This window comes from Peptoniphilus olsenii, from assembly GCF_040545475.1.
In the GTDB taxonomy this organism is placed as follows: Bacteria; Bacillota; Clostridia; order Tissierellales; family Peptoniphilaceae; genus Peptoniphilus_A; species Peptoniphilus_A olsenii.
In genome coordinates, this window is the sequence record NZ_JBEPMA010000001.1 from 94,203 (window position 1) to 110,898 (window position 16,696).

Sequence of the window (16,696 nt, forward strand, 5' to 3'; positions counted from 1 at the left end):
ATATGAAAGACTTAGATATTATATCAATTTTAATAAATATTGTAGCCCTTTTGATAGCGATAATTCCTCATGAAATTGCACATGGATATGCAGCTTATTTATGTGGAGATACAACTGCAAAAGATGATGGTAGATTAAGTTTAAACCCTTTAAATCATATTGATCCAATAGGGTTATTGACGCTTATTATTTTTAAATTTGGATGGGCAAAAGCAGTTCCAATTAATCCTAGTAGATTTACTAAAAATCGCAAACTTTCATCTTTATTTGTATCAATTGCTGGTGTTTTAACTAATTTCATATTGGGATTTATTTTTGGCATAATTTTAGTATATGTGCAATATAATTCCTTCAGTATTTCCCCTCTTATTTCAGCTATTTTTTGGTATAATATTATGCTTGGAGTATTCAATCTTGTTCCTCTTCCACCTTTGGATGGTTCTAAAGTTTTAGCTACTTTACTACCAGGAAATCTTGAGTGGAAATTCTATAAATATGAAAAATACTTCTATTTTTTATTAGTATTTGCACTTTTAAGTGGTTTTGTCAGTGATATAATTTCACCAATAATTTTTAAATTAATGAATTGGATACTGTATTTAGGTGTTAAAATATGGAATATAATATTGTTTTAAAATCTTATGAAGGTCCTATGGATCTTCTTTTAGATTTAATTAAAAAAAATAAAATTGATATTTATGATATACCTATTTTTAAAATTACAGAAGAATTTTTGCAATATCTTGAAAATGCAGCTATCTTAAATATGGAACTAACATCAGACTTTACGCTTATGGCATCGACCCTATTAGAAATTAAATCTAAAATGTTATTGCCTAAGCCTCCTGAGAATGAAGATGAAGAACTTGAAGATCCTAGAGCTGATTTAGTAAGAAATTTATTGGAATATAAAAGATATAAAGAAGCTTCTGATATTTTAAAAAAACAAGAGGAATATGAATCAAAGTCTTTTGTAAAATTAAAGACAGAAATCTTTGAAATGAATGAACTTGATTTTTTAAAAAACACAGATGTCAATAAACTTTCACAGGTTTTAATCAAGATTTTGAAAAATTATAAAAAGGATGAAATAATAGAAATAGAGCGTGATAACTTTAAAGTTGAAGATGCTTCTCGTATTATAAAAACTAAAATAATTAATAAAAAAAGAATTTTATTTACTGAACTTCTAGAAAATATTAATTCTAAAATAGATATAATAACATATTTTTTAGGTATGTTAGAATTAATAAAGCTAGAATTTGTTGTAGCTAATCAAAAAAACAATTATGGAGATATTTTAATTGAAATCAGAACAAACTATTGATAAAAATAGAATTAAATCAATCATCGAATCTATCCTTTTTATTTGGGGAGAGCCAATTAGTTTAGAAGATTTATCTAAAACTTTAGAGTTAAAACCTTTCTATTTAAAATCTATTCTTTTTGAAATGATGGAAGTATATAAACAAGAAACTTCTGGTCTAAGGCTTACCTATATAAATAATAAATTTCAGCTGAGCACAAAACCTGAAAATTACCATTTCGTAAAGAAAATAACTAAAGAAAAAAATGAAAAGAATCTATCTAAACCTGCTCTTGAAACTTTATCTATAATTGCTTATAAACAACCCGTTACAAAAGTAGAAATAGAAGATTTAAGAGGAGTAAACTGTGATAGTACTATTAAAGGATTATTAGACTTTGAGCTTATAAAAATCAGTGGTAAATTAGAAAGAATAGGACATCCTAATTTATATAGTACGACTGATAAATTTCTTGAAAAGTTTGGAATAAAAAGTTTAGAAGAACTACCAAATCTTGATGAATTAGATAATGATGAGGTGGAAAAAATATGAGATTACAAAAATTTATGGCACATGCTGGAGCTGCTTCTCGTAGAAAGTCTGAAGAATTAATATTAGCGGGTAGAGTAAAAGTGAATGATAAAATTATAAAAGAATTAGGTACTAAGGTTAATCCTAAAACAGACAGGGTTTATCTGGATGGTAAAAGATTAAAATTAGAAGATACATTTGTTTATATTATGCTAAATAAGCCTATTGGAGTTGTAACAACAGCAAATGATGAAAAGGGCAGAAAAACAGTTGTAGATTTAGTTCCTGATGATTATAGAGTATATCCAGTTGGAAGACTTGATATAGATACAACTGGTTTGGTTTTAATGACAAATGATGGAGAACTTGCAAATATTTTAATGCATCCTAAAAATGAAATAAAAAAAACATATATTGCAACTCTTAAAGGCACTCCTTCAGCTACTGCATTAGATAAGCTTAGAATCGGACTAAATATTAGAGATTTAAAAACTTCTCCGGCGGAAGTTAAAATACTAAAAAGTTATAAAGAAGATTCAATAGTAGAAATAACTATACATGAGGGACAAAATCATCAAGTTAAACGAATGTTTGATTATGTAGGTTTTCCAGTAAAAAAATTAAAAAGAATATCTTTAGGAAATTTGGAATTAGGTAATTTACTAATAGGTCATTATAGATATCTTACTGAAGAAGAAATAAACTATCTTAAAGAGCTAAAATGATTGTTAAAGAGAGATACTATGAGATAGTAGATGAAATCCTTTCAAATAATTTTGATGGTAAAATAGCAATTGATGCTACAATGGGAAATGGACATGATACTTTAAAATTATTAAATACTGTTGGCAAAAATGGTTTTGTATATAGTTTTGATATTCAGAAAGAAGCAATATTTAAAACTGAAAAATTAATCAATGGTGAATTTGATAATTACAAACTTTTATTAAGAAATCACACAGAAATTGATCAAATAGCAAATTGTGATTTAGTGATTTATAATTTAGGTTATTTGCCTGGAAAAACTAAAGATATTACCACTATTGCAAACACAACAATAATATCTTTAAATAAAGCAATTAGTATTTTAAATAAGAATGGAATAATAATTATAGTCTCTTATGTTGGTCATAAAAACTCTCATCAGGAAAGAGAAGCTGTAGAAGCTTTTTTAAAAAATTTAGACCAGAGGCTATTTAAAGTCGAAAAACGAGAATTTTTTAATCAAATTAACAACCCTCCCGTTGTGTATTTAATAGAAAAGAAGGATTTATAATGAAAATAGCAATTATAGGTGCAGGCCCTAGTGGTATGATGTGTGCATTATCTGCTTCTAAAAATTATCAAATAGATTTATATGAAAAAAATGAAAAAGTTGGAAAAAAATTATTTATAACTGGTAAAGGAAGATGTAATCTAACTAATTATTCAGATGAAGAAGATTTTCTGGATAATATCGTTACAAATAAGAATTTTATGTACTCATCAATTTATACTTTGTCTCCGATTAGAACTAAGGAACTATTTGAAAGTTATAGTCTAGAGCTAAAAGTCGAAAGGGGTAATAGAGTTTTCCCTAAAAGCGATAAATCTTCAGATGTTATAAAAACTTATGAAAAAAAATTAAGAGAACATGGAGTCAATATACTACTAAATACAAAAGTAAATTCAATATGTAAAAATAATAATACATTCATTATAAATAATAAGTTTAAATATGATAAAGTTGTTATTGCTACTGGGGGGAAGTCTTATCCACTAACTGGTTCTACTGGTGATGGGTATATTTTTGGTAAAAGATTTGGCCACACTATTACTCCTTTAAAACCAGCTTTAACTGGATTAATTCTAAAAAATAATTTTGATTTAGCTGGATTAACACTTAAAAATATCAATTTAAGTGCATTTATTAATAATAAATTAATTGTAGAAGAATTTGGAGAAATGTTATTTACTCACAGAGGTATTAGTGGACCAGTTGTTCTTTCTATAAGCAGTAAAATCAATAAGTTTGATGATTTTGAGTTATATTTAGATTTAAAACCAGCATTAAGTAAGGATAAATTAGACAATAGAATGTTAAGAGATTTTGAGAAATTTATCAATAAGAACATAACCAATGCTTTAGTTAAACTTCTTCCAAAAGATTTAATAAAATATATTTTATTACAAGCTAATATTGATTCAGAGAAAAAAGTTAATCAAATTACAAAAAAAGAAAGATTAATGTTGGTTAAAAGCATAAAAGAATTTAAACTTGATTTTTCGAATTTTGAATCAATAGATAGAGCAATAGTCACAAGTGGAGGAATTAATGTGAAAGAGATTGATCCTTCAACTTTCGAATCTAAGTTAATAAAAAATTTGTATTTTATAGGAGAAGTGATAGATATTGATGCATTAACCGGAGGATATAATATTCAAATTGCAAATTCTACTGGATATTCCTGTGGTATAAATCTTTGATTTTTTTATTATTTAGTTTATGTTGATAAATGTTTGTTATAATATTATACTAATCACTAATTAATAGTGATTTTTTTGTGGAGGTAATTAATGAAAATTGCAATTGATGGACCAGCTGGATCTGGCAAAAGTACCATAGCAAAAGAAATCGCCAGGAGATTAAATATAATCTATGTAGATACTGGCGCTATGTATCGTGCATTGACACTTAAATTATTAAATGAAAACGAAATAGATTATGAAAAAATTTTAGCAGATACAAAAATTGAATTTAAACAAGGTCTTATTTTTTTAGACGGAAAAGATGTTTCACAGAAAATTAGAACAAATTCCATATCTAATAAGACTTCTGAATTATCTAAGAATCCGTTAATACGTGATTTTTTGGTTAAATTACAACAAAAAATCTCTGAAACACACTCTGTTGTTATGGAAGGAAGAGATATTGGCTCCGTTGTGCTACCAGATGCAAATTATAAATTTTTCTTAACTGCAAAACCCGAAGAAAGAGCTAGAAGAAGATATTTACAACAAAAAGAAAAAGGTTATGAGGTTTCTTATGATGATATTTTAAATGACATTAAAGAAAGAGATTTTAATGACTCAAATAGAAAAATTTCTCCTTTAACTAAAACTGATGATGCACAGCTAATAGACAGCACGAATTTAAATTATGAAGAAACAATTGAAAAGATTTTATCTTATATAAACAGGTGAAATATGTTGTATAGATTTTTAAAATTTTTATTTGCTATTATATTTAAAATATTTTATCGTATTGAGTTATACAACAAAGATAATATACCTAATCACAATAAAAATTTAATTATATGTGGTAATCATAGTAGTAATTTAGATCCAATTATTTTGACAGTATATTTCGATAGACCAATATATTGGATGGGAAAAAAAGAACTTTTTGAAAATAAGATTTTAGGCAAAATTCTTCAACAACTTGGTGTATTCCCAGTAGATAGAAATCATAATGACTTAAGAGCTATAAAAACTTCATTAAAAATTTTAAAAGACAATAAAGTTCTAGGAATTTTTCCAGAAGGTACAAGGGTCAAAGAAATTAACTACGATGAAATAAAGGCAGGAATAGCACTTATAGCTCAGAAAACAAACTCTGAGATTTTACCGGTATATATAGACAGTGATTTTAAATTATTTAAAAAAATAAAAATTTATTATAGAAAACCAATAAAAATAGATAAAGAAAAAAAATATAATAATACTGAACTTATGCAAATTTCACAAGATATAATGAGAACAATTTATGGTGAAGAAATAAAATGGAAATTATACTAGCTCAACACCTTGGTTTTTGTGGCGGAGTTAAAAGAGCATATAAAATGGCTTTACAAAATGCAGATGATAGAACATATTCATTTGGAGATTTAGTTCATAATGAACAAGTAATAAAAGAGCTTGAAAACTTAGGTGTGAAAAAATTAGAAAATTTAGATATAAATAATTCAAAAATTATTATAAGGAGTCATGGAGTTCACAAAAAATTACTTCAAAAATTTGAAGCTAATAATAATGAAATTATCAATTGTGTATGTCCAAAAGTAGAAAAAGTATATAATATAGTGGAAAATTTTTATAAAAAAGGGTATAATGTAGTAATTGTTGGTAATAGTGAACATCCAGAAGTTATTGGTATTAATTCTTATTGTGAGGATACTGCTACAATTATAGATAGTGATAAAAACATAATTATACCAGATGGCGACTTAATTGTAGTTAGCCAAACAACAAATAGACTAGAATTTTTTGAAAATATTGTAAAAAAAATAAAAAACATTTCAAAAAATGAAGTTTTAGTTTATAATACTATATGTAGTGCTACCTCTTTGAGACAAGATAGTGTAAAAAAGCTTTCTAAAGAGGTTGATGCCGTAGTTGTATTGGGCGGCAAAAATAGTTCCAATACTAAGAAGCTTGCTCAGGTAGCAAGTAATAATTGTGAAAATGTATTTTTAATTCAATCAATTAAAGATATTGATATAAATATATTTAAAAAATTTAATAAAATAGGTATTACCGCCGGAGCATCCACACCGGATAAGGTAATCAAGGAGGCTGTTTGTAGTATGGAAAATTTTGACAAAGGTGAGATGATGGAGGCCATTGATAATTCTTTTAAAAGAATTAGAAAAGGCGAAGTAGTAACTGGAGAGGTTCTTTATATAACTGATTCAGAGGTTATGGTGAATCTTGGATATAGATCTGATGGCATCATTTCAAGAGAAGAACTTGTAGGAGGACCTGATGTTAATCCTCAAGATCTTTATGAACAAGGACAAGAAATTGAAGTTTATGTCCTAAGAATGGATGATGGTGACGGAAATGTTGTGCTTTCTACTAAGAGAGTTGCAGACATGAAAGTCTGGGATGAAGTAGAAGAATTATATAATAACGGAGAAAAGATTGATGTCACAGTTAAAGCTAATGTAAAAGGCGGTCTAACTGCTGATTATAATGGTTTAAACGCATTTATTCCTGCATCTCATGTATCAACTAGATTCCAAAAAGATTTAAGTAAATTCGTTGGTGAAGAATTTACAACTGAAATCATTGATTTTGATAAAAGAAAAAAAAGAATTGTTCTTTCTAGAAAAAATGTAATAGCAGAAGAGCAAGACAAAAAAAGACAAGAAGTATATGCAAATCTTCATGAAGGGGATATAATCGAAGGTACAGTACAAAGAATAACAAATTTTGGTGCTTTTGTAGACGTAGGAGGAGTAGATGGACTAATTCATATTTCTGAACTTTCATGGAATAGAGTTAAACACCCTTCTGATGTTGTTTCTCCTGGAGATGTTGTTAAAGTTCAAGTTCTTAATGTAGATGAAGAAAAAAATAGAATCGCTTTAGGACTAAAACAATTGACAGAAAAACCTTGGGACATTTTCAAAAACAATGTTTCTGTGGGCGATGTAGTTAAAGGAAAAGTTGTAAACCTACTTGACTTTGGCGCTTTTATTAGACTTGAAGAAGGCGTCGATGGTTTACTTCATGTTTCTCAAATTTCTAGAGAACATGTGGAAAAACCAGCAGATAAACTATCATTAGGAGAAGAAGTAACTGTAAAAGTAACAGATATTGACGAAGAAAATCAAAAAATTTCTCTTTCAATGAAAGCTTTAACAGAACCAGAACCAAAAAAAGAATCTGCTCCTAAGGAAAGAAAACCAAAAAGAGAAAAGAAAGCTCCTAGAAGAGAGGTTAAAAAAGAAGAACCTAAATCTGATGAATTTAACATGACAATTGGAGAAATGCTTGGTTTAAATCTTTCTGATTCAACATTAGATGAAGATTTAATGATTGATGAAGTAGATACTTCAGATGATACTGAAACAAAAGAAAATGAAGATAATTCTGAAGAATAATAATTAAAATTAGGGATCCATATTATTTGGATCCTTTTTTTATACAAAAAATATATAAATATCAATTTTTATGATATCATGTTCTTAGGTGATGATATGTTTTTAGAAACTTTAATTCTTGCAACTATTATTATTTTCTTTTTAAAAAACAAAGATACTAAAAATTTATTGTACTTCAAGTTTAATAATTTGTATTTAGTTATTATTGGTATTATAATTTTAATATTAATTAATATATTCAGCTCCTTTTATGTTAAAAACATCAGTGAATTTATAATTAATAAATATTTTTTATTTCATATTATCTCATTGGTTTTAATTAGTATTGGACTTATTAGTAACTATAAAAATATTGGTTTTTTAATTGTAGGCTTTGGGATATTTTTAAACATGATTCCAATAATCTTTAACAAAAAAATGCCTGTTAGTTTAGATGCATTGCTAAAAATCAATAATAATAAAATAATTAAGATAATTACTGAAAATCAAAGTTTAAGTCATGGCGTATTTGATAAACCTAAATTCTATTTTTTATCAGACATAATTCCACTAATTAAACCTTGGGGTAATTCAGTTGTCATAAGCTTTGGCGATATATTAATATGCATTGGTCTAATAATTTCTTTAATTTATATTGTTAAGTCAGGAAGTGAATAGATGGATAAAATAACTAATTTAATTTATATGATAAATATTAAAGATGTAATAGACATTTTAATAGTTGCATTTTTAATATATTTTATTTTAAAACTTATAACTAATACTAGAGCCGAACAGGTATTTAAGGGAATATTGCTCGTATTAATTTTTATAAAAATTTCTCAAATATTCCAACTTTATACAATTAACTGGGTTTTCTCTAGATTTATAAGCGATGGTATTATTGCAATTATAGTATTGTTTCAACCTGAACTAAGAAGGGCACTTCAATATTTAGGTTTGACTTCAAGCATAAAAAATAATTTTAATCAAAATAAAGAATATGTACCAGAAACTGTAACAGAGATAATAACAGCTGTATCCTCTTTATCAAGACAAAAAATTGGTGCACTCATAGTTATAGAAAAAAATGTTGGACTAAGTGAAATTATAGAAACAGGAACTAAAATTGATGGAATTGTAAGTAGTGGCTTATTAATTAATATTTTTATTCCCAATACACCTTTACACGATGGTGCTGTTATAATCAAAGGACCTAAAGTAAAAGCCGCAGCTTGCTTTTTGCCTTTATCTGACGATCAAAAAATTTCTAGAGAGTTAGGAACAAGGCATAGAGCTGGTATAGGAATAACTGAAAAGTCAGATTGTTTAAGTATTATGGTATCTGAGGAAACAGGTTCTATTTCAATAGCTGACAATGGTAGTATATCTAGATATCTTGATATTGAAACTTTAAAATCAATATTACTTGAAGTATACACTCCAACTACTAACAATAATTTAATACTTTCAAGATTGAGAGGTCAAAGTGAAGATAATGAAAATTAAAAAAGATAGAGATTTTATGTTAAAAGTGCTTTCTCTTTTGTTTGCTATAATACTTTGGTCTTATGTGAGAAGTGACGGGAATATAATAATTACTAGAAATTTTAAAAATATTGATGTGACTTTTGAGGGCCAAGAAGAACTTAAAAATAATAACCTAACTATAATTTCTCCTAAGGAATTTTCTGTAGATGTGGAGTTAAAAGGCTATAATAGTTATATGAGAACTGCTTCTAGAGATGGAATTTCGGCTAAAGTTATTTTAAATAATTTAACTGAAGGAGATCATTCCGTTCCTATAAGTGTATCTTATATAGATAGCGGAATAACAGTTTCAAAGGTTTCTCAAAAGACTATCCCTTTCAAAATAGATAAAATTGTTAGTGATAATTTTAATGCAAGTATTATAATAAACAGTAATCCGTCACCAGGGTATTCTGTAGGAGATGTAGAAAATTTTGAAAATGTAAAAGTTACAGGAGCTAGCACAATTGTAAATAAAGTAGAAAAATTAGAAGTTAATGTTGATGTCAGTAAACTTACTGAAACTGCATCAGTAAATTCAAAAGTAACAGCTTATGACACAAACGGAAATATAATTGATGATTTAATAATTGAACCTTCCACTATAAAAGTTAAAGTTCCTATATTAAAAACTAAAACTTTGCCTATAGTAATTGAGTATACAAATAGTGATTCTGAAAATATTGCAATATCCGACTTTACTATAGAACCTTCTTCTGTTACAATAAGAGGAAATTCTAATTTAGTAGATTCTTTAGATAAAATTTCAACTTATCCAATCGATTTAGCAGATACCGAAATTGGAATTAATGAAGTGAATCTAAAATTACCAGATAAAGTTGATTTAGTAGATGGAATAGATAAAGTAAAACTTATCAGGAAGCAACAATAATTTATGATTTTAATTTTAAGGAGGAATTATGGAATTTTTTCAAGAAGGTCTAACATTTGATGACATACTGTTAATTCCAGCAAAATCAAATGTATTACCAAACGAGGTTAATTTGACGACTAATTTAACGAACAATATTAAACTAAATATTCCTATTATGTCTGCTGGAATGGATACTGTAACTGAACATAGAATGTCTATAGCTATGGCCAGAGAAGGAGGAATAGGTATAATCCATAAAAATATGCCTATTAGCGAGCAAGCATTAGAAGTTGACAAAGTAAAGCGTTCTGAACATGGCGTTATTACAGATCCTTTTTCTCTAAATAGACATCACTCTATAGGAGATGCTGCTAATCTAATGGAAAGATACCGAATTAGTGGAGTTCCAATAGTAAACGAGAATGGTATACTTGAAGGTATAATTACAAATCGTGATATTAGATTTGAAACTGATCTTACAAAAAAAATTGAAGAAGTTATGACTTCAGAAGGACTTATTACTGGCTCGCCAGATATATCATTATCAGAAGCTCTTGAAATTTTAAAAAAATATAAAATTGAAAAGTTACCTTTAGTTGATAAAGATAATCTTCTAAAAGGTCTAATAACTATTAAAGATATAGAAAAACATGAGCAATACCCTAATTCTGCTCGCGATGAAACAGGAAGACTACTTGCAGGAGCAGCTGTAGGTGTTACAAAAGATGTACTAGAAAGGGTAGATGCTCTAGTAAAATCCAAAGTAGATGTGATAGTGATAGATACAGCTCACGGTCAATCTAAGGGAGTATTAGATACAATTAAGAATATTAAAAGTGCATTCCCAAATATTGAATTGATTGCGGGAAATGTAGCTACGTATGAAGGAACAGAAGATTTAATTAAAGCTGGTGCCAACTGTGTTAAAGTAGGAATAGGCCCGGGTTCAATTTGTACAACTCGTGTTGTAACAGGAGTTGGAGTTCCACAAATTACAGCTATTATGGAAGCTTCTAGAGCCGCGAGAAAGTATAATATACCTATAATTGCAGATGGTGGCATTAAACTTTCAGGTGATATTGCGAAAGCTTTAGCAGCAGGAGGAAATGTTGTAATGATGGGTTCATTATTTGCTGGAACTGAAGAATCTCCTGGTGAAGAAATTTTTGTTGAAGGTAGAAGATATAAAGCGTATCGAGGTATGGGATCTCTTGGAGCGATGAATTCTGGTTCTTCAGATCGTTATTTCCAATCAAACACTTCTAAATATGTTCCAGAAGGTGTTGAAGGACGAGTGCCTTTTAAAGGTAAAGTGGGAGATATTGTATATCAGTTAGTTGGTGGTGTTAGATCAGCTATGGGATATCTTGGAGCTCATGACTTAGTAGATTTAAGAGAAAATTCTAAATATGTTAAAATAACTCAAGCATCTTTACAAGAATCTCATCCCCATAATATTACTATTACTCGTGAATCGCCTAATTATTATTGAAAATTAAAAATTGATTTAAAAATCGCTTCAATTGAATTTGAAGTGATTTTTCTTTATAATATAGCATAATAGAGGTGAAATTTATGAAGACAAAAATTCTACTTGTAGAAGATGAAGAATCTATAAGAAAATTTGTAAAGATAAATCTAGAACGTGAAGGTTATGAGGTTTATGAGGCAGGAACTGGCGAAGAGGGAGTAAAGATAGCAAACGAAAAATATCCTGATATTGTAGTTTTAGATGTAATGTTACCAGGAATTGATGGCTTTGAAGTTTGTAAAATATTAAGAGGGGAATTTCCTAGCTTAGGTATTATTATGTTGACTGCAAAAGCAGAGGATTATGATAAAATTATGGGATTGCAATATGGATGTGATGACTATCTAACTAAGCCTTTTAATCCTACTGAACTAACTCTTAGAATAAAATCTATTGAACGAAGACTTGAACCAGAAGAAGGAGATGAATCAAATCTTATAATAGATCCACCTTTTAAACTAGATTCTTATTCTCGAAAATTTTATAAAGATGATGTAGAATTAGAACTTACACCAACAGAATTTCAAATAATAAAAATATTTATGGAAAACCCCAAAAAAGCTCTAAATAGAGATGAAATATTAAGACTAGTTTGGGGCGATGATTTTATCGGCGATTCTAAAATTGTAGATGTAAATATGAGAAGACTTAGGTCAAAAGTTGAAGAAAATCCAGCTAAGCCTAAATATATAGAAACTGTTTGGGGATTAGGATATAGGTGGCAATCAGAGGTGTAATTTTGAAAAATAGAATTGGTAAAAGATTAGTTAAATCTTTCCTTATTATTATCTTAATTACTATTTCTGTTATAGATATTTTTCTTCTAATTGGTTTTAGATACTATTATTATAATAATATTTCAAATGAACTCAAATCAAGAATGGAGTTATCTCTCGACATTTATGAAAGAGACTTTTCTAATAATAGCCTCAAAAATTTAATTTACGATGACAATCAGATATTTTTTTCTCATACAAATGCTGAGGTTCAAATATTAAGTACAAAAGGTAAAATATTATTTGATTCAATTGGTAAAGTCGATAGCCCTAATTTAGAAAATATAAACGAAGAATCCTTCAAAAAAAGTGATATTGTTACTTGGCATGGAGAAAATCCTACCACTGGCGAATCTATTATGTCGGTAACTGGACCAATTTTGGATGAATCAGGTAATACTATAGGCTACTTAAAACTTATATCTTCATTAGAAGAAGCTAATAACTCGATTGTAAAGACTATGGTAACTTTAATAGTTTTTACACTCTTTGTTGCGACTCTTACAGCTATAGTTAGTTTATTATTTTCTAAGTCAATTGTGAAACCAATTCTAGAGCTTACAGATGTAGCAAATAAAATGTTAAAAGGAAATTATGAGGTCAAAGCTAATGTTTGGCAAGATGATGAGATTGGAGAGTTGGCAAATACTCTAAATTCTATGGCTGAAGAAATTATCAATAAAGATAAAATTAAAAATGATTTTATATCTTCTGTATCACATGAATTGAGAACTCCTCTTACATCTATAAAAGGGTGGGCAGTAGTTTTAAAAGATGCAAAAGAGGATGAAAAAGATTTAATTAATGACGGATTAAATATTATTGAAAATGAAGTTGATAGATTGACAAAAATGGTTGAAGATTTGTTAGATTTTTCAAGATATATTTCTGGAAGAATAACTTTAGACAAAGAGGTATTCAATATCACAAAAACTTGTGAAGATGTTGCTAAACAAATGAAACCTAGAGCACAGAATAATAAAATAGAACTTATAACAGAACTTACAGAAGAGATAGAGCTTGTATATGCAGATGAAAATAGAATTAAACAGTTGCTAATTAATTTATTAGACAATGCTATTAAATTTACTTCGGAAAATGGCTGGGTGAAGTTTCAAATGTATAAAGAAAATAACTCTATAATAATGTTGGTTTCTGACAATGGTGTTGGTATGAGTAAGGAAGATTTAGTACATGTTAAAGAAAAATTTTATAAAGGTAAACATTCAAAAAGTCATAGTGGTATAGGTCTTTCCATTAGTGATGAAATTACCAAACTCCATAACGGCAAATTGAACATATATTCAGAAGAAAATATTGGTACTACAATAAAAGTAAATTTACCAATTGAAAATCCTGAAAAAGCAGGTGAAAATTAAAATGAAAAAATGTTTTGCTATAATTTTATTAATTTTTTTATGTGGTTGTAATATAATCAATCCACAAGAAACTAGTATAGAAACTCCAAAATTAGATGAGAGTCCCGTATATGGAAAATGGACAATATCTAAATTTATTTATAATGAGAATGTAGATATTGATAATTTTATGTTCAAAGATATAATCGGAAATGAAGTAATTTTTAGTAATAATGAAGCACTCTTGGCTAATGACTATATCAGTAACGTTAAATTTCAATCTAAATATGTAAGATTGTCTGAATATCTTTATAATAAATTTAATATCAATTATAAAGTATTAGGTTTTGAAGATGATGACAATGTTTACGTAACCTATGTTAGTGATGAAAGTTCTTCGGATAATATTTACCATGAAGTTATCAGGATTAATAAAGATAAAGCTCTACTATTTGACAATGGAGTCATCTTAGAAATCGAATTAATGGATCAAAATATTGACAACGAAAAATTAAATTCTTTGATAAGTGCACGTAAAGATGACATATTAAAACAAGGAGAATTTTTAGGAATTAAAGGGGAAAAAGGCTTTCTAATAGGGTTAAAAACTCAGACAGGATCCACTATTCCAACATGGAATTATAATACTATTTACATTAAATTTTTAAATAATGCGGTAGAAAATGTTTATGAAGTTAATAATCTTATTGTACCAAGAGATAATGGTTTCTCAGAAATTAGTATAGAGAGAGAGACAAAAGGTGGTAATATCAGTGATAAATTAATTATAGAACCAAATGATAACTACAAAAATAACAATAACAATAGCTCAGATATTCTTAAAAATCGTAAAGAGATTATAGATGATAACAAGTTAAAATCTATAGATTTTGTTACCAACAATTATATTAATATTGAATCATATAATCTTAAAAACAATATGAGAACAATGAGAATATATAATTTAAGCGATATTATTAATAAGGATCCTATACATTATAATGAGTTTCTTTCTGAAGATGTAGAGTTGACACCAAATGATAAATTAGAAAATTTAGAAAGAGATCCATTCAATATAGGTATATATAGGGATAAGGGATTTTGGAAATTAAAAGGTCGTAAAAATTATGAAAACGGAAATTTTGAAGATTTTGATTTGAATTTAGTGCTTCCATATGATGTAAATAAATATAATAAACTGAATATTCCAATGTCTGATATTAAAAATTTTAGATCAACAATAAAAGACGGTTTTGTATCTCCAGATAATAAGTTTTTAATCACAATTGAAAATGATAAACTTAGGATATATAATATATTAGAAACAGGTATAGATCCAGAATATATTTTCGAAAAAGACATTGGTGCTGATACTACTTGTGTAATGACTGAATGGGCAACTGGAAAATATGCCAAGTTATGGAAAGATGAAATTGCCCATAAATGAGGTGTTTAAATGGATAAGATTAATGAATTACTCATTGATAATTCGAGCTATATTATGCTGACAATGGGTGCGATAGTTATTGGTATTGTGATTACTTTTATAGTTAATTTTGCGGCTAGGGACCTTAAATTTGTTAAATATTTACCAGGTTTAACTTTAGTTTTTATTGGTATAATATCTCTATTTATGGTAATAAATAGACTTTTTAACCCTGAAAGCTTAAATAATTTAATTATCTTTGTTATGGGCGTATCTTCAGGTTTGGTTTCTTTAATTTTTGCCCTTATAATTGGAATTGCAAGCTCTGATAAAAATCGATATAAGAAAAAGAAAATAAGATAAGATTCAATTCTAATGAATTTTATGCTAATATCTTTATAAAAGTAAAATTATACAATTGACTTTAATTTAACAGTGTCCAGCTCTAAAAAAGGTTTTTGACACACTCTTACTTGGAGTTTAATTTATAATGCTTTTAACATTAGTAATTCATATAAAAATATTTATAAATAAAAAAGGATAGTAATTGTGTGTTGACTACATTATTTACTATCCTTTTTTCTAGTATAAGCTTGAAAGCTTTTGTCTAAATCAATTTTTCCATTTATTAATTTTACTTTATTTGTTTTTGATAAACCTTTTATAAAAATTTCCTTCTTCAGGGCATCAGATTTATCACTACATTTTTGTGTAAAAACATATTTAACAGGCAGTCTACCACAAGTATATTTTGCTCCATTACCATTATTATGTGCAATTAATCGTCTTTTTAGATTATTAGTATATCCTGTGTAAAGTGTGCCATCGGAACATTTCAAAATATAAACATATTCATTTTTCATTAACATTCTCCATAACTTTATTTATAAGTTCAGAATCAAAACCTTTATTAAGTAAATAGTTTTTGCAAGAATATATTTCTTTTTCATTATATCCTCTATTTTTAAATCTGCGTTTTGATAAATATAGGATATTTTTTTCTTCTAAATTCACATCTATTTCCCGAATAGCTTTGTCTATAATATTTGACTTAATTCCTTTAGATCTCAATTTATAAATGATTTTATTTTTTCCGTCTCTATTTATTTTTTGGGAATCATGAATTAATCTTAAAGCGTAGTCATAGTCATTCAAATATCCTTTTTTTTCTAATTCTATAATAATATCATCAATTACATACTGGTTTATCTTTTTCCTATACAAATAATTTTTTACTTGCTGCGTAGTTTTTAAATTAGATAAATATTTATAAGATAATAGTAATCCTTCATTTTTAGAATTTTCTTTGTGAAGTATTTCTCTAAAATTATCTTCTACCTCCATGCCTTTATATAAATTAAATTTCACTAAAACATCTTCTGTAATTGTAATATCAATATCTAAATCAAAAGAAATAATAAATTTATTTTTGTTAAAAGTAATATTTTCAATTATCATATTATCACCAGAATATATTTTAACATAAAATTTAATTCTTTAAAATTCAGTAAACTAGT

19 protein-coding genes are annotated in these 16,696 nt (G+C 27.3%); 17 read left to right on the forward strand and 2 right to left on the reverse strand.

Annotated elements, in window-relative coordinates; translation table 11 throughout:
* The first annotated feature begins 2 nt into the window (after positions 1-2).
* The 17 genes from ABID14_RS00485 (at position 3) to ABID14_RS00565 (ending at position 15,542) form a co-directional block, all read left to right on the forward strand.
* Positions 3-635: a site-2 protease family protein gene (locus ABID14_RS00485; protein ID WP_354366486.1), complete on the forward strand. Its 633-nt coding sequence runs from the start codon at positions 3-5 to the stop codon at positions 633-635.
* Complete coding sequence (locus ABID14_RS00490; RefSeq protein WP_354366487.1) at positions 614-1,327, forward strand: segregation and condensation protein A; 714 nt, start codon at positions 614-616, stop codon at positions 1,325-1,327. Before ABID14_RS00485 ends, ABID14_RS00490 begins: the two co-directional genes overlap by 22 nt.
* Positions 1,305-1,859 (forward strand): SMC-Scp complex subunit ScpB, encoded by a 555-nt coding sequence (scpB, locus tag ABID14_RS00495; RefSeq protein ID WP_354366488.1) that lies wholly within the window; start codon positions 1,305-1,307, stop codon positions 1,857-1,859. Before ABID14_RS00490 ends, scpB begins: the two co-directional genes overlap by 23 nt.
* Complete coding sequence (locus ABID14_RS00500; protein WP_354366489.1) at positions 1,856-2,563, forward strand: pseudouridine synthase; 708 nt, start codon at positions 1,856-1,858, stop codon at positions 2,561-2,563. Before scpB ends, ABID14_RS00500 begins: the two co-directional genes overlap by 4 nt.
* A complete protein-coding gene (gene mnmM / locus ABID14_RS00505; protein WP_354366490.1) occupies positions 2,560-3,114 on the forward strand; it encodes a tRNA 5-(aminomethyl)-2-thiouridylate-methyltransferase MnmM in 555 nt (184 codons plus the stop codon). The genes ABID14_RS00500 and mnmM overlap by 4 nt, the downstream gene beginning before the upstream one ends.
* Positions 3,114-4,304, forward strand: a complete 1,191-nt coding sequence (locus ABID14_RS00510; protein ID WP_354366491.1) for a BaiN/RdsA family NAD(P)/FAD-dependent oxidoreductase — start codon at positions 3,114-3,116, stop codon at positions 4,302-4,304. The genes mnmM and ABID14_RS00510 overlap by 1 nt, the downstream gene beginning before the upstream one ends.
* Positions 4,305-4,394: 90 nt before the next feature.
* A complete protein-coding gene (cmk, locus tag ABID14_RS00515) occupies positions 4,395-5,021 on the forward strand; it encodes a (d)CMP kinase (RefSeq protein ID WP_354366492.1) in 627 nt (208 codons plus the stop codon).
* Positions 5,022-5,024: 3 nt separating this feature from the next.
* Positions 5,025-5,615 carry a lysophospholipid acyltransferase family protein gene (locus ABID14_RS00520; protein WP_354366493.1) on the forward strand — a complete coding sequence of 197 codons (591 nt, stop codon included), beginning with the start codon at positions 5,025-5,027 and terminating at the stop codon, positions 5,613-5,615.
* The gene (locus tag ABID14_RS00525) at positions 5,600-7,705 is read left to right on the forward strand and encodes a bifunctional 4-hydroxy-3-methylbut-2-enyl diphosphate reductase/30S ribosomal protein S1 (RefSeq protein WP_354366494.1); all 2,106 of its coding nucleotides are present in this window, start codon (positions 5,600-5,602) and stop codon (positions 7,703-7,705) included. The genes ABID14_RS00520 and ABID14_RS00525 overlap by 16 nt, the downstream gene beginning before the upstream one ends.
* A gap of 96 nt (positions 7,706-7,801) precedes the next feature.
* Entirely contained in the window at positions 7,802-8,362 is a 561-nt protein-coding gene (locus ABID14_RS00530; RefSeq protein WP_354366495.1) for a DUF5317 domain-containing protein, read from the forward strand.
* Positions 8,363-9,193 (forward strand): diadenylate cyclase CdaA, encoded by an 831-nt coding sequence (cdaA, locus tag ABID14_RS00535; RefSeq protein ID WP_354366496.1) that lies wholly within the window; start codon positions 8,363-8,365, stop codon positions 9,191-9,193.
* Positions 9,183-10,106 (forward strand): CdaR family protein, encoded by a 924-nt coding sequence (locus ABID14_RS00540; protein ID WP_354366777.1) that lies wholly within the window; start codon positions 9,183-9,185, stop codon positions 10,104-10,106. Before cdaA ends, ABID14_RS00540 begins: the two co-directional genes overlap by 11 nt.
* 28 nt (positions 10,107-10,134) lie before the next feature.
* A complete protein-coding gene (gene guaB / locus ABID14_RS00545) occupies positions 10,135-11,580 on the forward strand; it encodes an IMP dehydrogenase (RefSeq protein ID WP_354366497.1) in 1,446 nt (481 codons plus the stop codon).
* 83 nt (positions 11,581-11,663) lie between these two features.
* The gene (locus ABID14_RS00550) at positions 11,664-12,356 is read left to right on the forward strand and encodes a response regulator transcription factor (protein ID WP_354366498.1); all 693 of its coding nucleotides are present in this window, start codon (positions 11,664-11,666) and stop codon (positions 12,354-12,356) included.
* A gap of 2 nt (positions 12,357-12,358) precedes the next feature.
* Entirely contained in the window at positions 12,359-13,774 is a 1,416-nt protein-coding gene (locus tag ABID14_RS00555; RefSeq protein ID WP_354366499.1) for a sensor histidine kinase, read from the forward strand.
* A 1-nt stretch (position 13,775) separates the two neighbouring features.
* Positions 13,776-15,200 carry a hypothetical protein gene (locus tag ABID14_RS00560; RefSeq protein WP_354366500.1) on the forward strand — a complete coding sequence of 475 codons (1,425 nt, stop codon included), beginning with the start codon at positions 13,776-13,778 and terminating at the stop codon, positions 15,198-15,200.
* A 9-nt stretch (positions 15,201-15,209) separates the two neighbouring features.
* Positions 15,210-15,542 carry a cytochrome C biosynthesis protein gene (locus ABID14_RS00565; RefSeq protein ID WP_354366501.1) on the forward strand — a complete coding sequence of 111 codons (333 nt, stop codon included), beginning with the start codon at positions 15,210-15,212 and terminating at the stop codon, positions 15,540-15,542.
* 200 nt (positions 15,543-15,742) lie between these two features.
* On the opposite strand, the gene ABID14_RS00570 is transcribed toward ABID14_RS00565, so the two are convergent.
* Positions 15,743-16,042, reverse strand: a complete 300-nt coding sequence (locus ABID14_RS00570; RefSeq protein ID WP_354366502.1) for a GIY-YIG nuclease family protein — start codon at positions 16,040-16,042, stop codon at positions 15,743-15,745.
* A complete protein-coding gene (locus tag ABID14_RS00575) occupies positions 16,032-16,637 on the reverse strand; it encodes a regulatory protein RecX (protein WP_354366503.1) in 606 nt (201 codons plus the stop codon). Before ABID14_RS00575 ends, ABID14_RS00570 begins: the two co-directional genes overlap by 11 nt.
* Positions 16,638-16,696: the final 59 nt, after the last annotated feature.

Coding starts and splice junctions, on each gene's coding strand:
- ABID14_RS00520 (WP_354366493.1), top strand. CDS start 5,025: ATGTTGTATAGATTTTTAAAATTTTTATTTGCTATTATATTTAAAATA.
- cdaA (WP_354366496.1), top strand. CDS start 8,363: ATGGATAAAATAACTAATTTAATTTATATGATAAATATTAAAGATGTA.
- mnmM (WP_354366490.1), top strand. CDS start 2,560: ATGATTGTTAAAGAGAGATACTATGAGATAGTAGATGAAATCCTTTCA.
- ABID14_RS00530 (WP_354366495.1), top strand. CDS start 7,802: ATGTTTTTAGAAACTTTAATTCTTGCAACTATTATTATTTTCTTTTTA.
- cmk (WP_354366492.1), top strand. CDS start 4,395: ATGAAAATTGCAATTGATGGACCAGCTGGATCTGGCAAAAGTACCATA.
- ABID14_RS00510 (WP_354366491.1), top strand. CDS start 3,114: ATGAAAATAGCAATTATAGGTGCAGGCCCTAGTGGTATGATGTGTGCA.
- ABID14_RS00485 (WP_354366486.1), top strand. CDS start 3: ATGAAAGACTTAGATATTATATCAATTTTAATAAATATTGTAGCCCTT.
- ABID14_RS00560 (WP_354366500.1), top strand. CDS start 13,776: ATGAAAAAATGTTTTGCTATAATTTTATTAATTTTTTTATGTGGTTGT.
- ABID14_RS00500 (WP_354366489.1), top strand. CDS start 1,856: ATGAGATTACAAAAATTTATGGCACATGCTGGAGCTGCTTCTCGTAGA.
- ABID14_RS00575 (WP_354366503.1), bottom strand. CDS start 16,637: ATGATAATTGAAAATATTACTTTTAACAAAAATAAATTTATTATTTCT.
- ABID14_RS00565 (WP_354366501.1), top strand. CDS start 15,210: ATGGATAAGATTAATGAATTACTCATTGATAATTCGAGCTATATTATG.
- ABID14_RS00540 (WP_354366777.1), top strand. CDS start 9,183: ATGAAAATTAAAAAAGATAGAGATTTTATGTTAAAAGTGCTTTCTCTT.
- ABID14_RS00490 (WP_354366487.1), top strand. CDS start 614: ATGGAATATAATATTGTTTTAAAATCTTATGAAGGTCCTATGGATCTT.
- ABID14_RS00550 (WP_354366498.1), top strand. CDS start 11,664: ATGAAGACAAAAATTCTACTTGTAGAAGATGAAGAATCTATAAGAAAA.
- guaB (WP_354366497.1), top strand. CDS start 10,135: ATGGAATTTTTTCAAGAAGGTCTAACATTTGATGACATACTGTTAATT.
- ABID14_RS00570 (WP_354366502.1), bottom strand. CDS start 16,042: ATGAAAAATGAATATGTTTATATTTTGAAATGTTCCGATGGCACACTT.
- ABID14_RS00525 (WP_354366494.1), top strand. CDS start 5,600: ATGGAAATTATACTAGCTCAACACCTTGGTTTTTGTGGCGGAGTTAAA.